Annotated in this window: 11 protein-coding genes; 6 read left to right on the plus strand and 5 right to left on the minus strand. The window is 69.5% G+C overall.

Features of this window, described 5'->3' with window-relative positions:
* Positions 1-4: 4 nt before the first annotated feature.
* Positions 5-985 carry a tripartite tricarboxylate transporter substrate binding protein gene (locus BMW75_RS11415; protein WP_092579354.1) on the minus strand — a complete coding sequence of 327 codons (981 nt, stop codon included), beginning with the start codon at positions 983-985 and terminating at the stop codon, positions 5-7.
* A 125-nt stretch (positions 986-1,110) separates the two neighbouring features.
* Between BMW75_RS11415 and BMW75_RS11420 the strand changes: the two genes are divergently transcribed.
* Positions 1,111-2,034, plus strand: a complete 924-nt coding sequence (locus BMW75_RS11420) for a LysR family transcriptional regulator (protein WP_092579356.1) — start codon at positions 1,111-1,113, stop codon at positions 2,032-2,034.
* 4 nt (positions 2,035-2,038) lie between these two features.
* On the opposite strand, the gene BMW75_RS11425 is transcribed toward BMW75_RS11420, so the two are convergent.
* The 3 genes from BMW75_RS11425 to BMW75_RS11435 all read right to left on the minus strand — a co-directional run bounded on the left by BMW75_RS11425 (position 2,039) and on the right by BMW75_RS11435 (position 4,536).
* On the minus strand, positions 2,039-2,680 hold the full coding sequence (locus BMW75_RS11425) for a flavin reductase family protein (protein ID WP_076518450.1): 642 nt from the start codon (positions 2,678-2,680) through the stop codon (positions 2,039-2,041).
* Position 2,681: 1 nt separating this feature from the next.
* On the minus strand, positions 2,682-3,497 hold the full coding sequence (locus tag BMW75_RS11430) for a GntR family transcriptional regulator (protein ID WP_092579358.1): 816 nt from the start codon (positions 3,495-3,497) through the stop codon (positions 2,682-2,684).
* Positions 3,498-3,579: 82 nt separating this feature from the next.
* Positions 3,580-4,536, minus strand: coding sequence for a polysaccharide deacetylase family protein (locus tag BMW75_RS11435; RefSeq protein ID WP_139208524.1), 957 nt, complete (start codon positions 4,534-4,536; stop codon positions 3,580-3,582).
* 232 nt (positions 4,537-4,768) lie between these two features.
* On the opposite strand from BMW75_RS11435, the gene BMW75_RS11440 reads away from it, so the two are divergent.
* From BMW75_RS11440 to BMW75_RS11450, 3 genes are read left to right on the plus strand one after another with little or no spacing between them, the layout of a single operon-like run.
* Positions 4,769-5,959 (plus strand): ABC transporter substrate-binding protein, encoded by a 1,191-nt coding sequence (locus BMW75_RS11440; protein WP_092579360.1) that lies wholly within the window; start codon positions 4,769-4,771, stop codon positions 5,957-5,959.
* A gap of 27 nt (positions 5,960-5,986) precedes the next feature.
* The gene (locus BMW75_RS11445) at positions 5,987-6,865 is read left to right on the plus strand and encodes a branched-chain amino acid ABC transporter permease (RefSeq protein WP_092579362.1); all 879 of its coding nucleotides are present in this window, start codon (positions 5,987-5,989) and stop codon (positions 6,863-6,865) included.
* On the plus strand, positions 6,865-9,354 hold the full coding sequence (locus tag BMW75_RS11450) for a branched-chain amino acid ABC transporter ATP-binding protein/permease (RefSeq protein ID WP_092579364.1): 2,490 nt from the start codon (positions 6,865-6,867) through the stop codon (positions 9,352-9,354). Before BMW75_RS11445 ends, BMW75_RS11450 begins: the two co-directional genes overlap by 1 nt.
* A gap of 125 nt (positions 9,355-9,479) precedes the next feature.
* Here the strand turns inward: BMW75_RS11450 and BMW75_RS11455 are convergent, their stop codons facing one another.
* Entirely contained in the window at positions 9,480-10,502 is a 1,023-nt protein-coding gene (locus BMW75_RS11455) for an Lrp/AsnC family transcriptional regulator (protein WP_092579366.1), read from the minus strand.
* An 80-nt stretch (positions 10,503-10,582) separates the two neighbouring features.
* On the opposite strand from BMW75_RS11455, the gene BMW75_RS11460 reads away from it, so the two are divergent.
* Positions 10,583-11,887: an MFS transporter gene (locus BMW75_RS11460; RefSeq protein WP_092579368.1), complete on the plus strand. Its 1,305-nt coding sequence runs from the start codon at positions 10,583-10,585 to the stop codon at positions 11,885-11,887.
* Between the two features lie 80 nt (positions 11,888-11,967).
* A complete protein-coding gene (locus BMW75_RS11465; RefSeq protein WP_092579370.1) occupies positions 11,968-13,395 on the plus strand; it encodes an amidase in 1,428 nt (475 codons plus the stop codon).
* Positions 13,396-13,490: the final 95 nt, after the last annotated feature.

The following is a 13,490-nucleotide window of genomic DNA, read 5'->3' on the forward strand; positions in this document are numbered from 1 at the left end:
CCGCTCAGTTCGCCTGGATTCCCGCATCCTTCACGATGCCGGCCCAGCGCGCCATCTCGGCGGCGACCATGGCGTCCGTCTTCGCAGGCGTGGAGATGAGGGGTTCATATCCCTCTTTCTGCATGCGTTGCGTGAGCGCGGCCGATTGCAGGGCCTGCGTCAGCTTCGCGTTCAAGGTGTCGATCACCGCCTGTGGCGTGCCGGCGGGCGCGCTGACGACGAACCAGGTATTGAATTCGTAGCCCGGCAAGCCGGATTCGGCGATGGTGGGCACGTCCGGCAGCAGCGGCGAACGCGTCGTGCCCGTTACGCCCAGCGCGCGCAGCTTCTTGCCGTCGACTTGCGGCTTGGCCGCGGACAGCACCGGAAAGCTCATCTGCACCTGACCGCTGATGGTGTCCAGCATGGCCGGGCCGCCGCCCTTGTAGGGCACGTGCATGATCTGCGTCTTGGACACGGACTTGAACAGCTCCGCGGCCATGTGGAAGGTGCTGCCGGTGCCGGCCGAGCCGAAACTCAGGTCATTGGCGGGACGGGCGCGCACATAGGCCAGGAGCTCGCTCACCGAGGCCACGGGCAGCGAATTGGTCACCGTCAGCACGTGCTGGGACGTGCCCACCGTGCCCACCGAGCGCAGGTCCTTCGCGGTGTCGAACGGCATGGTCTTGAAGAGCGCCGGGTTGATGGCCAGCGACATGGTGTTGATGCCCAGCGTGTAGCCATTGGGCTCGGCGCGCGCCACGGCCGTCATGCCGATGTTGCCGGAGGCGCCGGCGCGGTTTTCCACGATCACGCTCTGCCCCAGTTCCCGCGCCCAGGCGTCCGCAATGAGGCGCGCGGCGATGTCCACGCTGCCGCCCGGCGCGAAGGGGACGATCAGCGTCACCGCCCGTTCGGGAAAGGCGTTGGCCGCTGAGGCGGAAGGGGCCCAACAGGATGCGGCGAGGGCCGCGCACAATGCGCCGGCCATTCTGGCTATCTTCATTTCCTGGTCTCCTCGGTTGGCCGCGTTGTGCGGCTCTGTATCGGTGAGCCCAGTGTATAGACCGTAGTGGCTCTTATAATTCTTCGAATTTATAAAGCTTTATTAAATTCAATTTATAAATAATCGTGGACGCGCTCTCCGATCTCGCCTTCTTTTCACTGGTGGTCAAGCACGGCAACCTGTCGGCCACGGCGCGCGAACTGGGCCTGACGCCCCCGGCGGTCAGCACGCGACTGGCCAAGCTGGAACAGCGCCTGGGGGTGCGCCTGCTCAACCGCACCACCCGCCGCGTCAGCGTCACGCAGGAGGGCGAGCTGTACCTCGCCGAAGGCACGCGCATCCTGGCAGACCTGCAGGCGCTGGAACGCTCGGTGTCCAGCGCGCGCGCCCAGCCGCAGGGCCTGCTGCGCCTGAACGCGACGTTCGGGTTCGGGCGCGCCCACATCGTGCCGGCCGTGTCCGACTTCTGCCGCCAGTACCCGGACGTCGAAGTGCAGATGCGCCTGACCGACAGACCGCTGAACCTCATCGAAGAAGGCTTCGACGTGGCGGTGCGGTTCGGCGATCTGCCGGACGCGCGCCTGACCGCGCGCAAGATCGCGTCCAACCGGCGCCTGCTCTGCGCCTCGCCGCGCTATCTGGACACCCACGGGGAGCCGCGCACGCCCGGCGATCTGCAGCGCCATCGCTGCATCGTCGTGCGCGAGAACGACGTGGCCTATGGCACCTGGCGGCTGGAATCCGGCGCGCGCGCGGAAACCGTGAAGGTGCGCGGGCCGGTCAGCTCGAACGACGGGCAGAGCGCGCTGGAATGGGCGCTGGACGGCCACGGCATCGTCATGCGGTCCGAATGGGAAACCGCGGCGCACCTGCGCGCCGGCCGGCTGCGCGAAGTGCTGGCCGATTGGCGCACCCCGCCCGCCGATATCCACGCGCTGTATCCGGAGCGGTTGAACCTGCCCGCCAAGACGCTGGCCTTCGTCGACTTCCTGTCGCGGCGATTCTCGCGCCACGTGCGGGCGCCGGGGTCCGACGCCGCGGTGTGGTGAGGCGTCAGATCTCGTCGATGGGCGTGCTGGCCGCCGCGCCCGCCGGCGCGCTGCCGGCGTCGATGGCGTAGCGGTCCCGCGTCCTGACGTAGAAGCTCGCCCCGAAACGCCCCACCGGAAAATAGTCCTGCAGCCGCACGCGCCAGGTGTCGGTGTCGATCAGGCCGTCGCGCGCATGCAGCCAGCGCACCTGGCCGATGAAGATCTGGCGGCTGGCGGTCTCCAGCGTCTCGAACAGCGTGCATTCGAACGCGACCGGCGCCTGCACGATGCGCGGCGGCGCCACGCGATGGCTCGGCGCGGCGTCCAGGCCGGCATGCGCCAGCTCGCTGACGTCGGACGGCAGGCGGTCGCCGCAGCGGTGCATTTTTTCCGCCATGGCCTCGTCGGTCAGGTGGACCACGAATTCCTTGTCGCGCACGATGTTGACCGCCGTGTCCTTCAGGCCGCCGTCTTCCAGGCGGTTGATGCTGACCATCACGATGGGCGGGTCCTCGCCGAGCATGTTGAACATGCTGAACGGCGCGGCGTTCACCACGCCGGTCGCGGACAGGGTGGTGATCAGCGCGATCGGCCGGGGCACGATCAGGCTGGCCATCAGCTTGTAGCGCTGGTATTCGGTGATAGCGTCGAAGTCGATTTCCATGTCAGGCCAGTCCCAGCATCTGGGCAAGGGTTTGCGCGGGCTGCGGGCGCTCAAGGCTGATGCGCCGCTCCAGGTCCGCCAGGTGGTTGTCGTTGATCCGCACGGCCTCGGCGACGTCGCCGCGTTCCATCGTGTCCACGATCAGCACGTGTTCGCCGTGCTCGCAGGCCGCATTGCCGGGCGGCTCGTACAGGGCCACGATGAGCGAACAGCGCGACACCAGCTCGGCCAGGTAGCCGTGCAGGATGGTGTTGCCGGACAGTTCGCCCAGGCGGACGTGGAATGCGCTGGCCTGCCGCGCCCACGCGGGCTGGCCGGCGTGGTGCAGCAGCGCGTGTTCGTCGCGCAGCTGCTTGCGCAGCGACGCGTAGTCCGCCTTGGTGGCGCGGGCCGCGGCCAGGGGCACCAGCGCCGCCTCCAGCGCGCGGCGCGCCTGGAAGATCTGACGCGTGTCCTCGGGCGTGGGCTCGGCCACGACGGCGCCCCGGTTGTGGTGCAGGTCCACCACATGCTCGTGCGCCAGACGCTGCAACGCCTTGCGCGCCACCGACCGCGACACGCCGAACAGCTCGCAGATCGCCGCCTCGGGGAGCTTGGTGCCCGGCGTCAGGCGCTGGCTCATCACGCTTTCGTACACGGCTTCGCAGATGCGCCGCTCCATGTCGGCGTCGGGGCTGCCTTCGGACGGCGGGGCGGGCGTGCCCTCGTCCAGCAGGGCGTTGACCCTGTCGTGGCGGGCGCGGGCCGCGGACGGCTTGGCGGTCTTGGGCCGGGCGGTGCCGGGGCTGCGGGGCTTGGCGGGGCTTCGGGTGGACATGCGTGACTCGGTTCAACAAAAAGAAGGGTTCATCGGGACGGCGGCGGCCTGGGTTCACGCGGGGCCGCGCGCCGCGCGGACGCTAGGCGATGACGCCCGGGGGCAGGCCGTCCACGTGCCGGCAGATCTCGCCGGGCGTGGTGAACCAGATCTCGCCGCGGTCGCGGGCCGCAGCCAGCGGCGCCAGCGCGCGCCGCAGGTGCCGCAGCCGATACGGCTGGCCGACGATGTAGGGGTGCAGCGCAATGCCCATGACCAGCGGCTGGCGGACCGCCTGCGCGCGCATTTCCTCGAACTGGTCAAGGATCATATCGGCAAAATCGCGCGCGTCCATCTTGCGGCCCATGATCATCGGGATGTCGTTGAGTTCCTGCGGATAGGGAATCGCCCACAGGTCGCCGGCGCGCGTGCGCATGCGCATCGGCTGGTCGTCGTGGCACCAGTTCAGCGTGTAGCGGTAGCCCGCCTCGGCCAGCAGGTCGGGCGTGGCGTGGCTTTCCGAGATCCACGGCGACAGCCAGCCGGCCGGCTCGCTGCCGGCGTGCCGCAGGATGCGCTCGCGGCAGTGCGCGAGCAGCGCCTTTTCCTCGCTTTCGGGCATCCCGCCCTGCCGGTGCGCGTTGCTGTAGCCATGTCCGATCAGTTCGTCGCCCCGTGCGAGGAAGGCATCCACCAGGTCGGGGCAATGGTCATACAGCGCGGTGTTGATCAGCACGCCGGCAGGCAGGCGCAGGGCGTCGAAGAGTTCCAGGCAGCGCCAGGCGCCCACGCGGTTGCCATATTCGCGCCACGCGTAATTGAGCACGTCCGGATGGGGCGACGCCGGCCCCAGTTCCGCGCCCAGCCCTTCCCCGAAAGCGAAGTGCTCGATGTTGAACCCCAGGTAGACGGCCAGGCGGGCGCCGTTGGGCCAGACGTAGTCGGGCCGGCCAGCGATGGCCCGGTAAGGAAATCGGCCGTGGCAGGCGAGCGGCTCCGGCGTCCACGCGGCCTGGCCGCCGCGCCCCGGATTAGTGCCTTGTAGCGAAGATGGATTCATTTTGGTGCAAATCCTGATGCATGATTGTGAACAAAACTGCGGATCTTTTGGCGACAAAAACTCGGTTCTATGTGCGCAATTCCCGTCCCTGGGGTCCCGCCTGCCCCGTGGCGGCAGGGCGTTGGCGGCGGCGAACACCGGGCGCGAAGCAGGTGGCATGGATCTTGCATGAGGGAACGGCGCAGCACTTAACCCCATGCAAGATTCATTCCACTTTTTCCAGGAGTGCCCGATGACCCCGACCCGTCGTTCCTTCATGCTCCGCGCGACTGCCGCCGCCCTCTTCGCCGCGGGCCTGGCCATGCAGCCGGCGCTGGCAGCGGACCCGATCAAGATCGGCCTGATCACCGCCCTGTCCGGGGAGTCGGCGCGCGCCGGCGAGGCGCTCACGCGCGGCATGACCGTTGCCATCGACGAGATCAACGCGCGCGGCGGCCTGCTGGGCGGCCGCCAGATCGTGCTGGTGCGCCGCGACGACGAGGGCAATCCCGCCAAGGGCATGGCCGCCGCGCGCGAGCTCATCTACAAGGAGAAGGTCGCCGTGCTGTTCGGCGGCCTGGACACGCCGGTCTCCATGGCCATCGTGCCGATCGTCAACCAGGAGAAAGTGCCTTTCGTGGGACCCTGGGCGGCGGGCACCGCCATCACGCACAACAAGGGCAATCCCAACTTCGTGTTCCGCGTGTCCGCCATGGACGAGATCGTCGACAGCGCGATGGTGAAGTACGCGCAGAAGACTTTCCAAAGCGCCAAGCCCGGCATGATCCTGGTGAACAACCCCTGGGGCGAATCCAACGAGAAGGGCTTGAACGCCGCGCTGGCCGCGGCCAAGGTCACGCCCGCCGGCGTCGAGAAGTTCCAGCCCAACGATCTGGACATCGTGCCCCAGCTCAGCCGCCTGAAGGCCGCGGGCGCCGACACGCTGTTCCTGGTCGGCAACGTGGGTCCCTCGGCGCAGGTCGTGAAGTCGCTGGACCGCATGGGCTGGAAGGTGCCCGTGGTGTCGCACTGGGGTCCCGCCGGCGGCCGCTTCACGGAGCTGGCCGGCCCCAACGCCAAGAACGTGCACTTCGTGCAGACCTACAGCTTCTTCGGCAAGCAGGGCCCGGTGGGCGAGAAGGTCATGCAGGCGCTCAAGACCAAGTATTCCGACATCAAGGGGCCGCAGGACATCACGCCCGCGGTGGGCGTGGCCAACGCCTACGACGGCATGCAGCTTGCCGCGCTGGCCATCGCGCAGGCCGGTTCCACCGACGGCGACGCGGTGCGCGAGGGCTTCTACAAGATCGGCAAGTACGACGGCCTGATCAAGACCTACGAGCAGCCCTTCACGCCGACCTCGCACGACGCGCTGCGCGAGGACGACTACGTGTGGACGCATTTCATCGACAACCGCATCCTGCCCGTCAAGGGCGTGCAGTAAAGCGGCCGGACCCCGCGGGAGACGCGCATGTTGTTGATGTCCGCCATCGTCAGCGGCCTGGGCCTGGGTAGCATGTACGGCCTGATGGCCCTGGGCTTTTACCTGACCTACGCCGTGTCCGGCACGGTGAACTTCGCCCAGGGCAGTTCTATGATGCTGGGCGCCGTGCTGACCTATACGTTCGCCCAGACGCTGGGCTGGCCGCTGGCGGCCGCCCTGGCGCTGGCGCTGGCGCTTTGCGCGCTCTATGGCCTGGTCGTGGAGCGGCTGGCGGTCAGGCCATTCGCCAGCCGCGGTTCCAACGCCTGGCTCATGTCCACGGTGGCGCTGGGCATCGTGCTGGACAACGTGGTCATGTTCACGTTCGGCAAGGAGCCGCGCAGCCTGCCTTCGCCGCTGGCCCAGGCGCCGCTGGAGATCGGCGGGCTGGGCCTGGGCATCTACCCGCTGCAGCTCCTGATCCCGGTGGTGGGACTGACGCTGGCGGCCGCGCTGCACACGCTGTCGCGCCGCACCCGGTGGGGCGTGGCGCTGCTGGCGGTGGTGCAGAACCAGAACGCCGCGCGGCTGATGGGCATCCCCGTGCGCCGCGCCATCATGGCCGCCTTCGCCGTGTCCACGCTGTTCGCGGGCGTGGCCGGCGCGCTGGTTGCGCCGCTCTTTAACGTGCAGGCCGACATGGGCACGCTGTTCGGCCTGAAAGCCTATGTGGTTGCGATCCTGGGCGGCATCACCAGCGCCTGGGGCGTGATGATCGCGGGCCTGCTGTTCGGCGTGGTCGAAGCGCTGATCACCGTGGCGCTGGGCTCGGGGTACACGCAGATCATCAGTTTCACGCTGGTGATCGTCATGTTGGCCGTGCTGCCCAATGGCCTGTTCGGGCGCGCCGATGTGAGGAAGGTCTGATGAACAAGCAATCCGCAACGCGCTGGCTGCCGCCGGCGATCTATGCCCTGCTGGCGGCCGCGGCCCTGGCGTTGGCGGCCACCGTCAACGGCTACTACGTTTTCGTGCTGGGCAACGTCGCGCTGCTGGCGCTGGCCGGTATCGGCCTGAACGTGCTGCTGGGCCTGACCGGCCAGATGTCGTTCGGGCATGCGGGCTTTTACGCCATCGGCGCCTACACGGTCGCAATCCTGACCGGGCAGGCGGGATGGAGTTTCTGGCTGGCCTGGCCGGCCGCCGCGCTGGTCTGCAGCGCCTTCGGCCTGCTGCTGGCCGTGCCGGCGCTGCGCGTGAAGGGGCCGTACCTGGCGATGATCACCATCGCCTTCGGCTTCATCGTGGAGCACGCCCTGATCGAAGGCGGTTCGCTGACGGGCGGCCAGAATGGCCTGATGGGCATCGTGCAGCCCGCGATCGGCAGCCTGGGCGGCGACCGCGGCGTGGCCATGCTGGCCATCGTGGCCGTATTCGTGGCGCTGGCCGCCTATGCGTTGCTGTCGCGCGGCGCCTGGGGCGCCGCCATGCGCGCGGTCAAGGACAGCGAGACGGCCAGCGAGTCCATCGGCATCAATCCGCTGGCGGTCAAGGCGGTCGCGTTCATGGTGTCGGCCGCGCTGGTCGGCCTGGCGGGCGGGCTCTACGCACCGCTGACCGGCATGATCACGCCGCACAATTTCAACTTCATGCAGTCGATTCTTTTCGTGCTGGCCGTGACGATCGGCGGCGCGGGATCGCTTGCCGGTCCGCTGCTGGGCGCCGTGGTGGTGGGCCTGCTGCCCGAGATGCTGTCCAGCCTGGAGGAATACCGCCTGCTCTTTTTCGGCGTGTTCCTGCTGGTGGTGCTGTGGGCCGCGCCCGAAGGCGCCGCCGGCCTGCTGGCCCGCTGGCGGCGCGGCGCGCCGACGCACGGACTGGCGCCTCGCCACGGGGCCATGACGACGTCCGCGCGCGCGCGCCGCACGCTGCGCGCCGACGCCCTCACCATGACCTTCGGCGGCGTGCGCGCCGTGCAGGGCGTGTCCTTCACCGTCCCGCCCGGCGCCGTGACCGCGCTGATCGGGCCCAACGGCGCGGGCAAGTCCACCGTCATCAACATGCTAAGCGGCTATTACCAGCCGACCAGCGGTGCTGTGGCGCTGGGCGACGCGCCGCTGGCCGCGCTGGCCGCCCATCGCGTGGCGCGCAGCGGCATCGCGCGCACCTACCAGACCTCGCAGCTCTTTGACACGCTGAGCGTCGAGGACAACGTCGCGCTGGGCCTGCTGCGCGGGCGCCTGGGCGGGCTGCTGGCCTCGCGCCGCTACCTGGCCGCCGACGCGCGCGAACGCGCCCGCGCCCTGCTGGCGTTCTGCGGCTACGAAGGGGCGCTGGACATCGCGGCGGCCGACCTGCCCCACGTGGACCGCCGGCTGGTGGAGATCGCCCGCGCGCTCGCCACCGACGCCGACATCCTCTTGATGGACGAACCGGCGGCGGGACTCTCGCGCGAAGACAAGACGCGGCTGGCCGGATTGCTGCGCCGCATTGCCGAAGCGGGCGCGGGCGTGCTGCTGGTCGAGCACGACATGACGCTGGTGATGGGCGTGTCCGACCACATCGTGGCGATCGACGCCGGGCGCGAGCTGGCGCAGGGCAGCGTCGCCGAAATCCAGCAGTCCCCGGAGGTGCGCCAGGCCTACCTGGGCGACGAGGCGGCCCGCCGGGCGCCCGCCGCGCGGCGCCGGCCGGCGGGCGAGACCCTGCCGCCCGAAGTGCTGGGCGTGGGCAGTCTGACGACGGGATACGGCGCCAATCCGGTGCTGCATGGCATCGACCTGCAGGTCCGGCAGGGCGAAATGGTGGCGCTCCTGGGCGCGAACGGCGCGGGCAAGTCCACGCTGATGCGCACGCTGGCCGGGTTGCACCGGCCCGCGCAGGGCGGCATGCATCTGCAGGGCCAGGAACTGCAGGGCCTGTCCGCCGACCGGATCGTGGCGCGCGGCCTGGTGCTGGTGCCCGAAGGCCGCCAGGTGTTTCCCGGGCTGAGCGTGCTGGACAACATCCGGCTGGGCGCTTTCCTGCATCCGCAGGACCGCGAGGCGCGGGTCGAAGAAATGCTTACGCGGTTTCCGCGGCTGCGTGAACGGCTGCACCAGCGCGCCGGCCTGTTGTCGGGCGGCGAACAGCAGATGCTGGCGATTGCGCGCGGCCTGATGTCCAGGCCCGTGATCCTGCTCCTGGACGAGCCGTCGCTGGGTCTCGCGCCCAAGATCATCGACGAACTGTTCGAGGCCCTGGACCGGCTGCGCCAGGAATCGATGACCATCTTGCTCGTGGACCAGATGGCGGCGCTGGCGCTTTCGCTGGCCGACCGGGCGTACGTGCTGGAATCCGGCCGGGTCGCGGCGCATGGCGCAGCGGCCGACATTGCGCAGGATGGGGCGCTGGCGCGCGCGTACCTGGGGGCCTAGCCTGCGCGCTCCGGCCGCGTGGCGGCCGGAGCGGCCGGGGCGGCCTTCGTGTGCGTTATGGGACTGGCATTACTTGCCTGACATTATTTGCCTGACATTTCTTGTCCGGCATTTCTTGCCTGACATCACGTGCCTGCTGGACCCGAGTCGGCTTCGGGTCCCAGCCGCGTCCCGGCGCGCACGATGCCGCAACGCTTGTGCGCGCGCATCACCACGCCGACGTCGCTGTTCAGTACGCCGACCAGCTCGCCCAGGCGCCGCGTCACCACTTCCCACAGATGCAGGCTGTCGCGGCACAGCACGTGCCAGAAGAGCTGCGACGCGCCGCTCGTGCCGAACAGGCAGCGCGTGTGCGGATCGAGCGCCAGGTGCGCGGCCAGCGCGTCCACCGCCTGCGGACGCACCTGCACCGAAATCACCGCCTCCACCGGAAAGCCGACCAGCGCCGGCTCGACTTCCACCCGAAAGCTCAGCGCCCGGCGCTCCACCAGGTTCTGCAGCAGCCGATGCGCCGTGGGCTCGCTCACGCCGGCCCGTTCGGCCAGCTCGGCCAGGCTGGCGCGCCCGTCGCGCATCAGATGGGCGACCATGCGCTGTTCGGCATCCGACAGCGCCGACGGCGGCGGCAGCGCCGGCGCGTCCGCACCGCCGCCGGGCTGGGGCTGGATGCGCCACTGGCCCGCGCGCCGGAACGGCCGCAGCACCAGCCGCGCCTCCACGTGTTCCACGCCATCGATCGACGGCAGCACCCGCGTCACGACGTCCGGCATATCCGCGGCGTCCGCCAGCGTCAGCTCGGCCATCAGGTCGGCCGACCCGGCCAGCGTCACGACGAGCTGGCTGATGTCCAGCCGCGCCAGCCGTTCGGCCACGTCCGGCACCCGGCCCGACCGGCAGCGCACCCACGCATGCAGCACCACCCCGCGGCCGGTGGCCAGCGGGTCCGGTTCGGCAATGACGCGCAGCGCGTCCGCGTCCATCAGGCGCTTGATGCGCCGCGCCACGGTCCGCTCGGCGATGCCCGTTGCCGCCCCCAGTTCGCGCCACGAGGCGCGGGGCTGGGCCTGCAGCGCGACCAGGCACGCGAGATCCGTGTCGTCGAGCTCGGCGATTAGGGGGTTACCCTTACTTGACGTGACCATATCCATTAATCTAACGTTCGCGCATTGATAAAAACACAAATTTACTTGGTCTATTTGACCAAAAATAAAACCACTTTGAGGACGTCATGAGCAGCACATCCGCAACCTTGCGCCAGGCGCAAGGGGCAAGCGCCCCGCCCGTTTCGCGCGGTCGCACGATTCTGGCCGGTAGTGTAGGCAATGCGGTGGAATGGTTCGATTGGACCATCTACGCGTCGTTCGCCATCTTCTTTTCCAGCCAGTTCTTTCCCCCGGGCAACGAGACTACCGCGCTGCTGGCGTCCTTCGGCATTTTCGCGGTGGGCTTTTTCATGCGTCCGGTGGGCGGATGGGTGCTGGGCATCTTCTCCGACCGCTATGGCCGCAAAGCCGCGCTGGGCCTGACGATCCTGATGATGGCGGGCGGTTCGCTCATCATCGCGATCACGCCCACCTACGCCGCCATCGGCATTGCTGCGCCCCTGCTGCTGACCGCGGCGCGCCTCCTGCAAGGCCTGTCGCTGGGCGGAGAGTATGCCTCGGCCACGACCTTCCTGGCGGAAATGGCGCCGCCCAACAAGCGCGGCTTCTATTCCAGCTTCGTATTCTTCAGCGCCGCGGTCGGCATCCTGGCCGCCTCCGCCGTCGGCTGGGTCCTGACCACCGTCCTGACCAAGGCCGACATGGCGGCCTGGGGCTGGCGCATTCCCTTCCTGCTGGGCGCGCTGGGCGGCCTGGCCGGCATGTGGATCCGCCGCGCCATCCCGGAGACCGAAGCCTTCTCGCACGCCAAGAAGGCCGGCGTCGAAAAGCAGCCCCTGCGCACCCTGCTGCGCGACCATCCGCGCGAAGTGCTGCGCATCGTGGGCTTTTCGGTCCTGACGACCTTCGCGTTCTACATCTTCGTGGCCTACGTGCCCACCTACGCCATCCGCCAGGTCGGCGCGGACCCCAAGACCGCGTTCGCCGCCAATACCGTCGCGCTGGTCGTCTTCATGCTGGTGCAGCCCCTTTTCGGCATGCTGTCCGACCGCATCGGCCGCAAGCCGCAGCTCATCTTCTTCGCGGCCGGCTACCTGCTCTTTTTCTATCCGCTCATGACCACGCTGGGTCCGTCGTTCGGGTCGATCCTGGCGGTGGAGCTCTTCGGCCTGGTGCTGTACGCGATGTACACCTCGATCGCGCCGGCCATCATGTCCGAGCAATTCCCCACCAGCGTGCGCGCCGTCGGCATCGGCACGCCCTACAACCTGGTCGTCGCGCTGCTGGGCGGCACCACGCCCTATCTGCTGACCTGGCTGCAAAGCAAGGGCATGGAGCGCTGGTTCTTCTATTACGTGCTGGCGGGCGCCGTCATCACGCTGGTCACCTTCATCCGCATGCCCGAAACCCGGGGCCAGGTCCTGAAATAGCCATCGCAGGACGCACCCCGCCCCGAACGCTTTCCGGTCCCGCAATGGACCGGAAGGCTTTTTCATTTCGAGAAGACGCCATGCCCGCCCAAGACACTCCCCTGCACTTCCAAGACGCCCGCCAATTGGCCCGCGCCATCCGCGAACGCAAGATCCGCTCGCGCGCGCTCACCCTGCATTTCCTGGACCGCATCGAGCGCGGCGGGGCGCTGGCCGCCTACAGCGTGGTCACCGCCGAACGCGCGCTGGCGCAGGCCGACGCGGCGGATCGGCTGCTGGACGCGGGCATCTGCCTGGGACCGCTGCATGGCGTGCCGGTGGCGATGAAGGACAGCATCCAATGGGCGGGCACGCTGGCCACCGGCGGCTCGCAGACGCGCGCGGAGGTTGTCAGCGCGCAGACCGCGGCCGCGACGCAGCGGCTCACGGCGCAGGGCATGGTCATCCTGGGCAAGACGCGCATGACGGAATTCGCGTTCGGCCTGTCGGGCCAGAACCCGACCCAGGGCACCGCGCGCAATCCCTGGGACGCCAGCACGGCGCGCGCGCCGGGCGGTTCCTCCAGCGGCTCGGGCGTCGCCGTCGCGGCGGGCCTCGCACCGCTGGCGCTGGGCGGCGACACCGGCGGCTCCGTGCGCGCCCCCGCGGCGCTGAACGGCGTGGTCGGCTACAAGCCCTCGTCCGGCCTCATCAGCCGCGCGGGCTGCCTGCCGCTGTCCGACACGCTGGACGTGCTGGGCCCGATCACGCGCACCGTCGCGGACGCCCGCCTCTTGACCCAACTGCTGGCCGGGCCCGACGTCGACGACCCGGCCACGCTCGGCCTGCCCGCCGCCTGCGTCACGGCCCTGCGCGACGCGCAGACGCGCAAGCCGGGCGCCGTCGCCGTGCTGGCGCCGCAAGCCTGGCCCGCCCCGCTCACCGACGAGGCGCTGCAGGCCTGGCATGACGCGCAGGGCCGGCTCGCGCAGGCTGGCTATACCCCCACGGCCTGGCACCCGCCCGCGTCCCTGTCCTTTGCCCGCATGGCCGACGACAATTCGGTGGTGCTGGCGTACGAGGCTTTCCGCTACTACGGCGCGCTGGCCGACGACCCCGCGCAACCGCTGTGGGACGTGGTGCGCGCGCGCATCGCCGCGGGCGGCCGGATCACGCAGGCGAGCTACGAGGCCGCGCTGCGGCGCCGCCATGCCGACATGGCGAACTTCGCGCAGGCCATGCGGGGCGTGGACGCTCTGCTCATGCCCGCCTGCGACCAGGCCGCGCAGGAACTGGACCCGCAGGACACGCGCCACGCCGGCCTGGGCAAGCTGTTGCGCCCGGCCAATTTCCTGGGCGCGGCGGCGATCGCGCTGCCGGCGGGCCTGGATGCGGATGGCATGCCGTGCGCCGTGCAGTTGCTGTCGCCCGCGGGCGGCGACGCGGCGCTGCTGGACTGCGCGGCGGCGTTGGAAAGCGTGCTGTCTCCAGTTGCGAATCGCCCCGACCTGTCGGCCTGGGGTCTTTGAATGGCGCGCCCCTGAACCGCTCGCCCTGCGCGCACGCCTCACCTGATACCCCGCGTCCGTACGAAAAAAAAGCGCCCCGTCGGGGCGCTTTTCGT

The sequence above is a fragment of the Achromobacter sp. NFACC18-2 genome (genome assembly GCF_900108985.1).
In the GTDB taxonomy this organism is placed as follows: Bacteria; Pseudomonadota; Gammaproteobacteria; order Burkholderiales; family Burkholderiaceae_B; genus Achromobacter.

Bases quoted from the DNA above. Each gene is read 5' to 3' on its own strand.
- BMW75_RS11415 (WP_092579354.1), bottom strand. From the start codon at position 985: ATGAAGATAGCCAGAATGGCCGGCGCATTGTGCGCGGCCCTCGCCGCA.
- BMW75_RS11425 (WP_076518450.1), bottom strand. From the start codon at position 2,680: ATGGAAATCGACTTCGACGCTATCACCGAATACCAGCGCTACAAGCTG.
- BMW75_RS11430 (WP_092579358.1), bottom strand. From the start codon at position 3,497: ATGTCCACCCGAAGCCCCGCCAAGCCCCGCAGCCCCGGCACCGCCCGG.
- BMW75_RS11435 (WP_139208524.1), bottom strand. From the start codon at position 4,536: ATGAATCCATCTTCGCTACAAGGCACTAATCCGGGGCGCGGCGGCCAG.
- BMW75_RS11440 (WP_092579360.1), top strand. From the start codon at position 4,769: ATGACCCCGACCCGTCGTTCCTTCATGCTCCGCGCGACTGCCGCCGCC.
- BMW75_RS11445 (WP_092579362.1), top strand. From the start codon at position 5,987: ATGTTGTTGATGTCCGCCATCGTCAGCGGCCTGGGCCTGGGTAGCATG.
- BMW75_RS11450 (WP_092579364.1), top strand. From the start codon at position 6,865: ATGAACAAGCAATCCGCAACGCGCTGGCTGCCGCCGGCGATCTATGCC.
- BMW75_RS11455 (WP_092579366.1), bottom strand. From the start codon at position 10,502: ATGGATATGGTCACGTCAAGTAAGGGTAACCCCCTAATCGCCGAGCTC.
- BMW75_RS11460 (WP_092579368.1), top strand. From the start codon at position 10,583: ATGAGCAGCACATCCGCAACCTTGCGCCAGGCGCAAGGGGCAAGCGCC.
- BMW75_RS11465 (WP_092579370.1), top strand. From the start codon at position 11,968: ATGCCCGCCCAAGACACTCCCCTGCACTTCCAAGACGCCCGCCAATTG.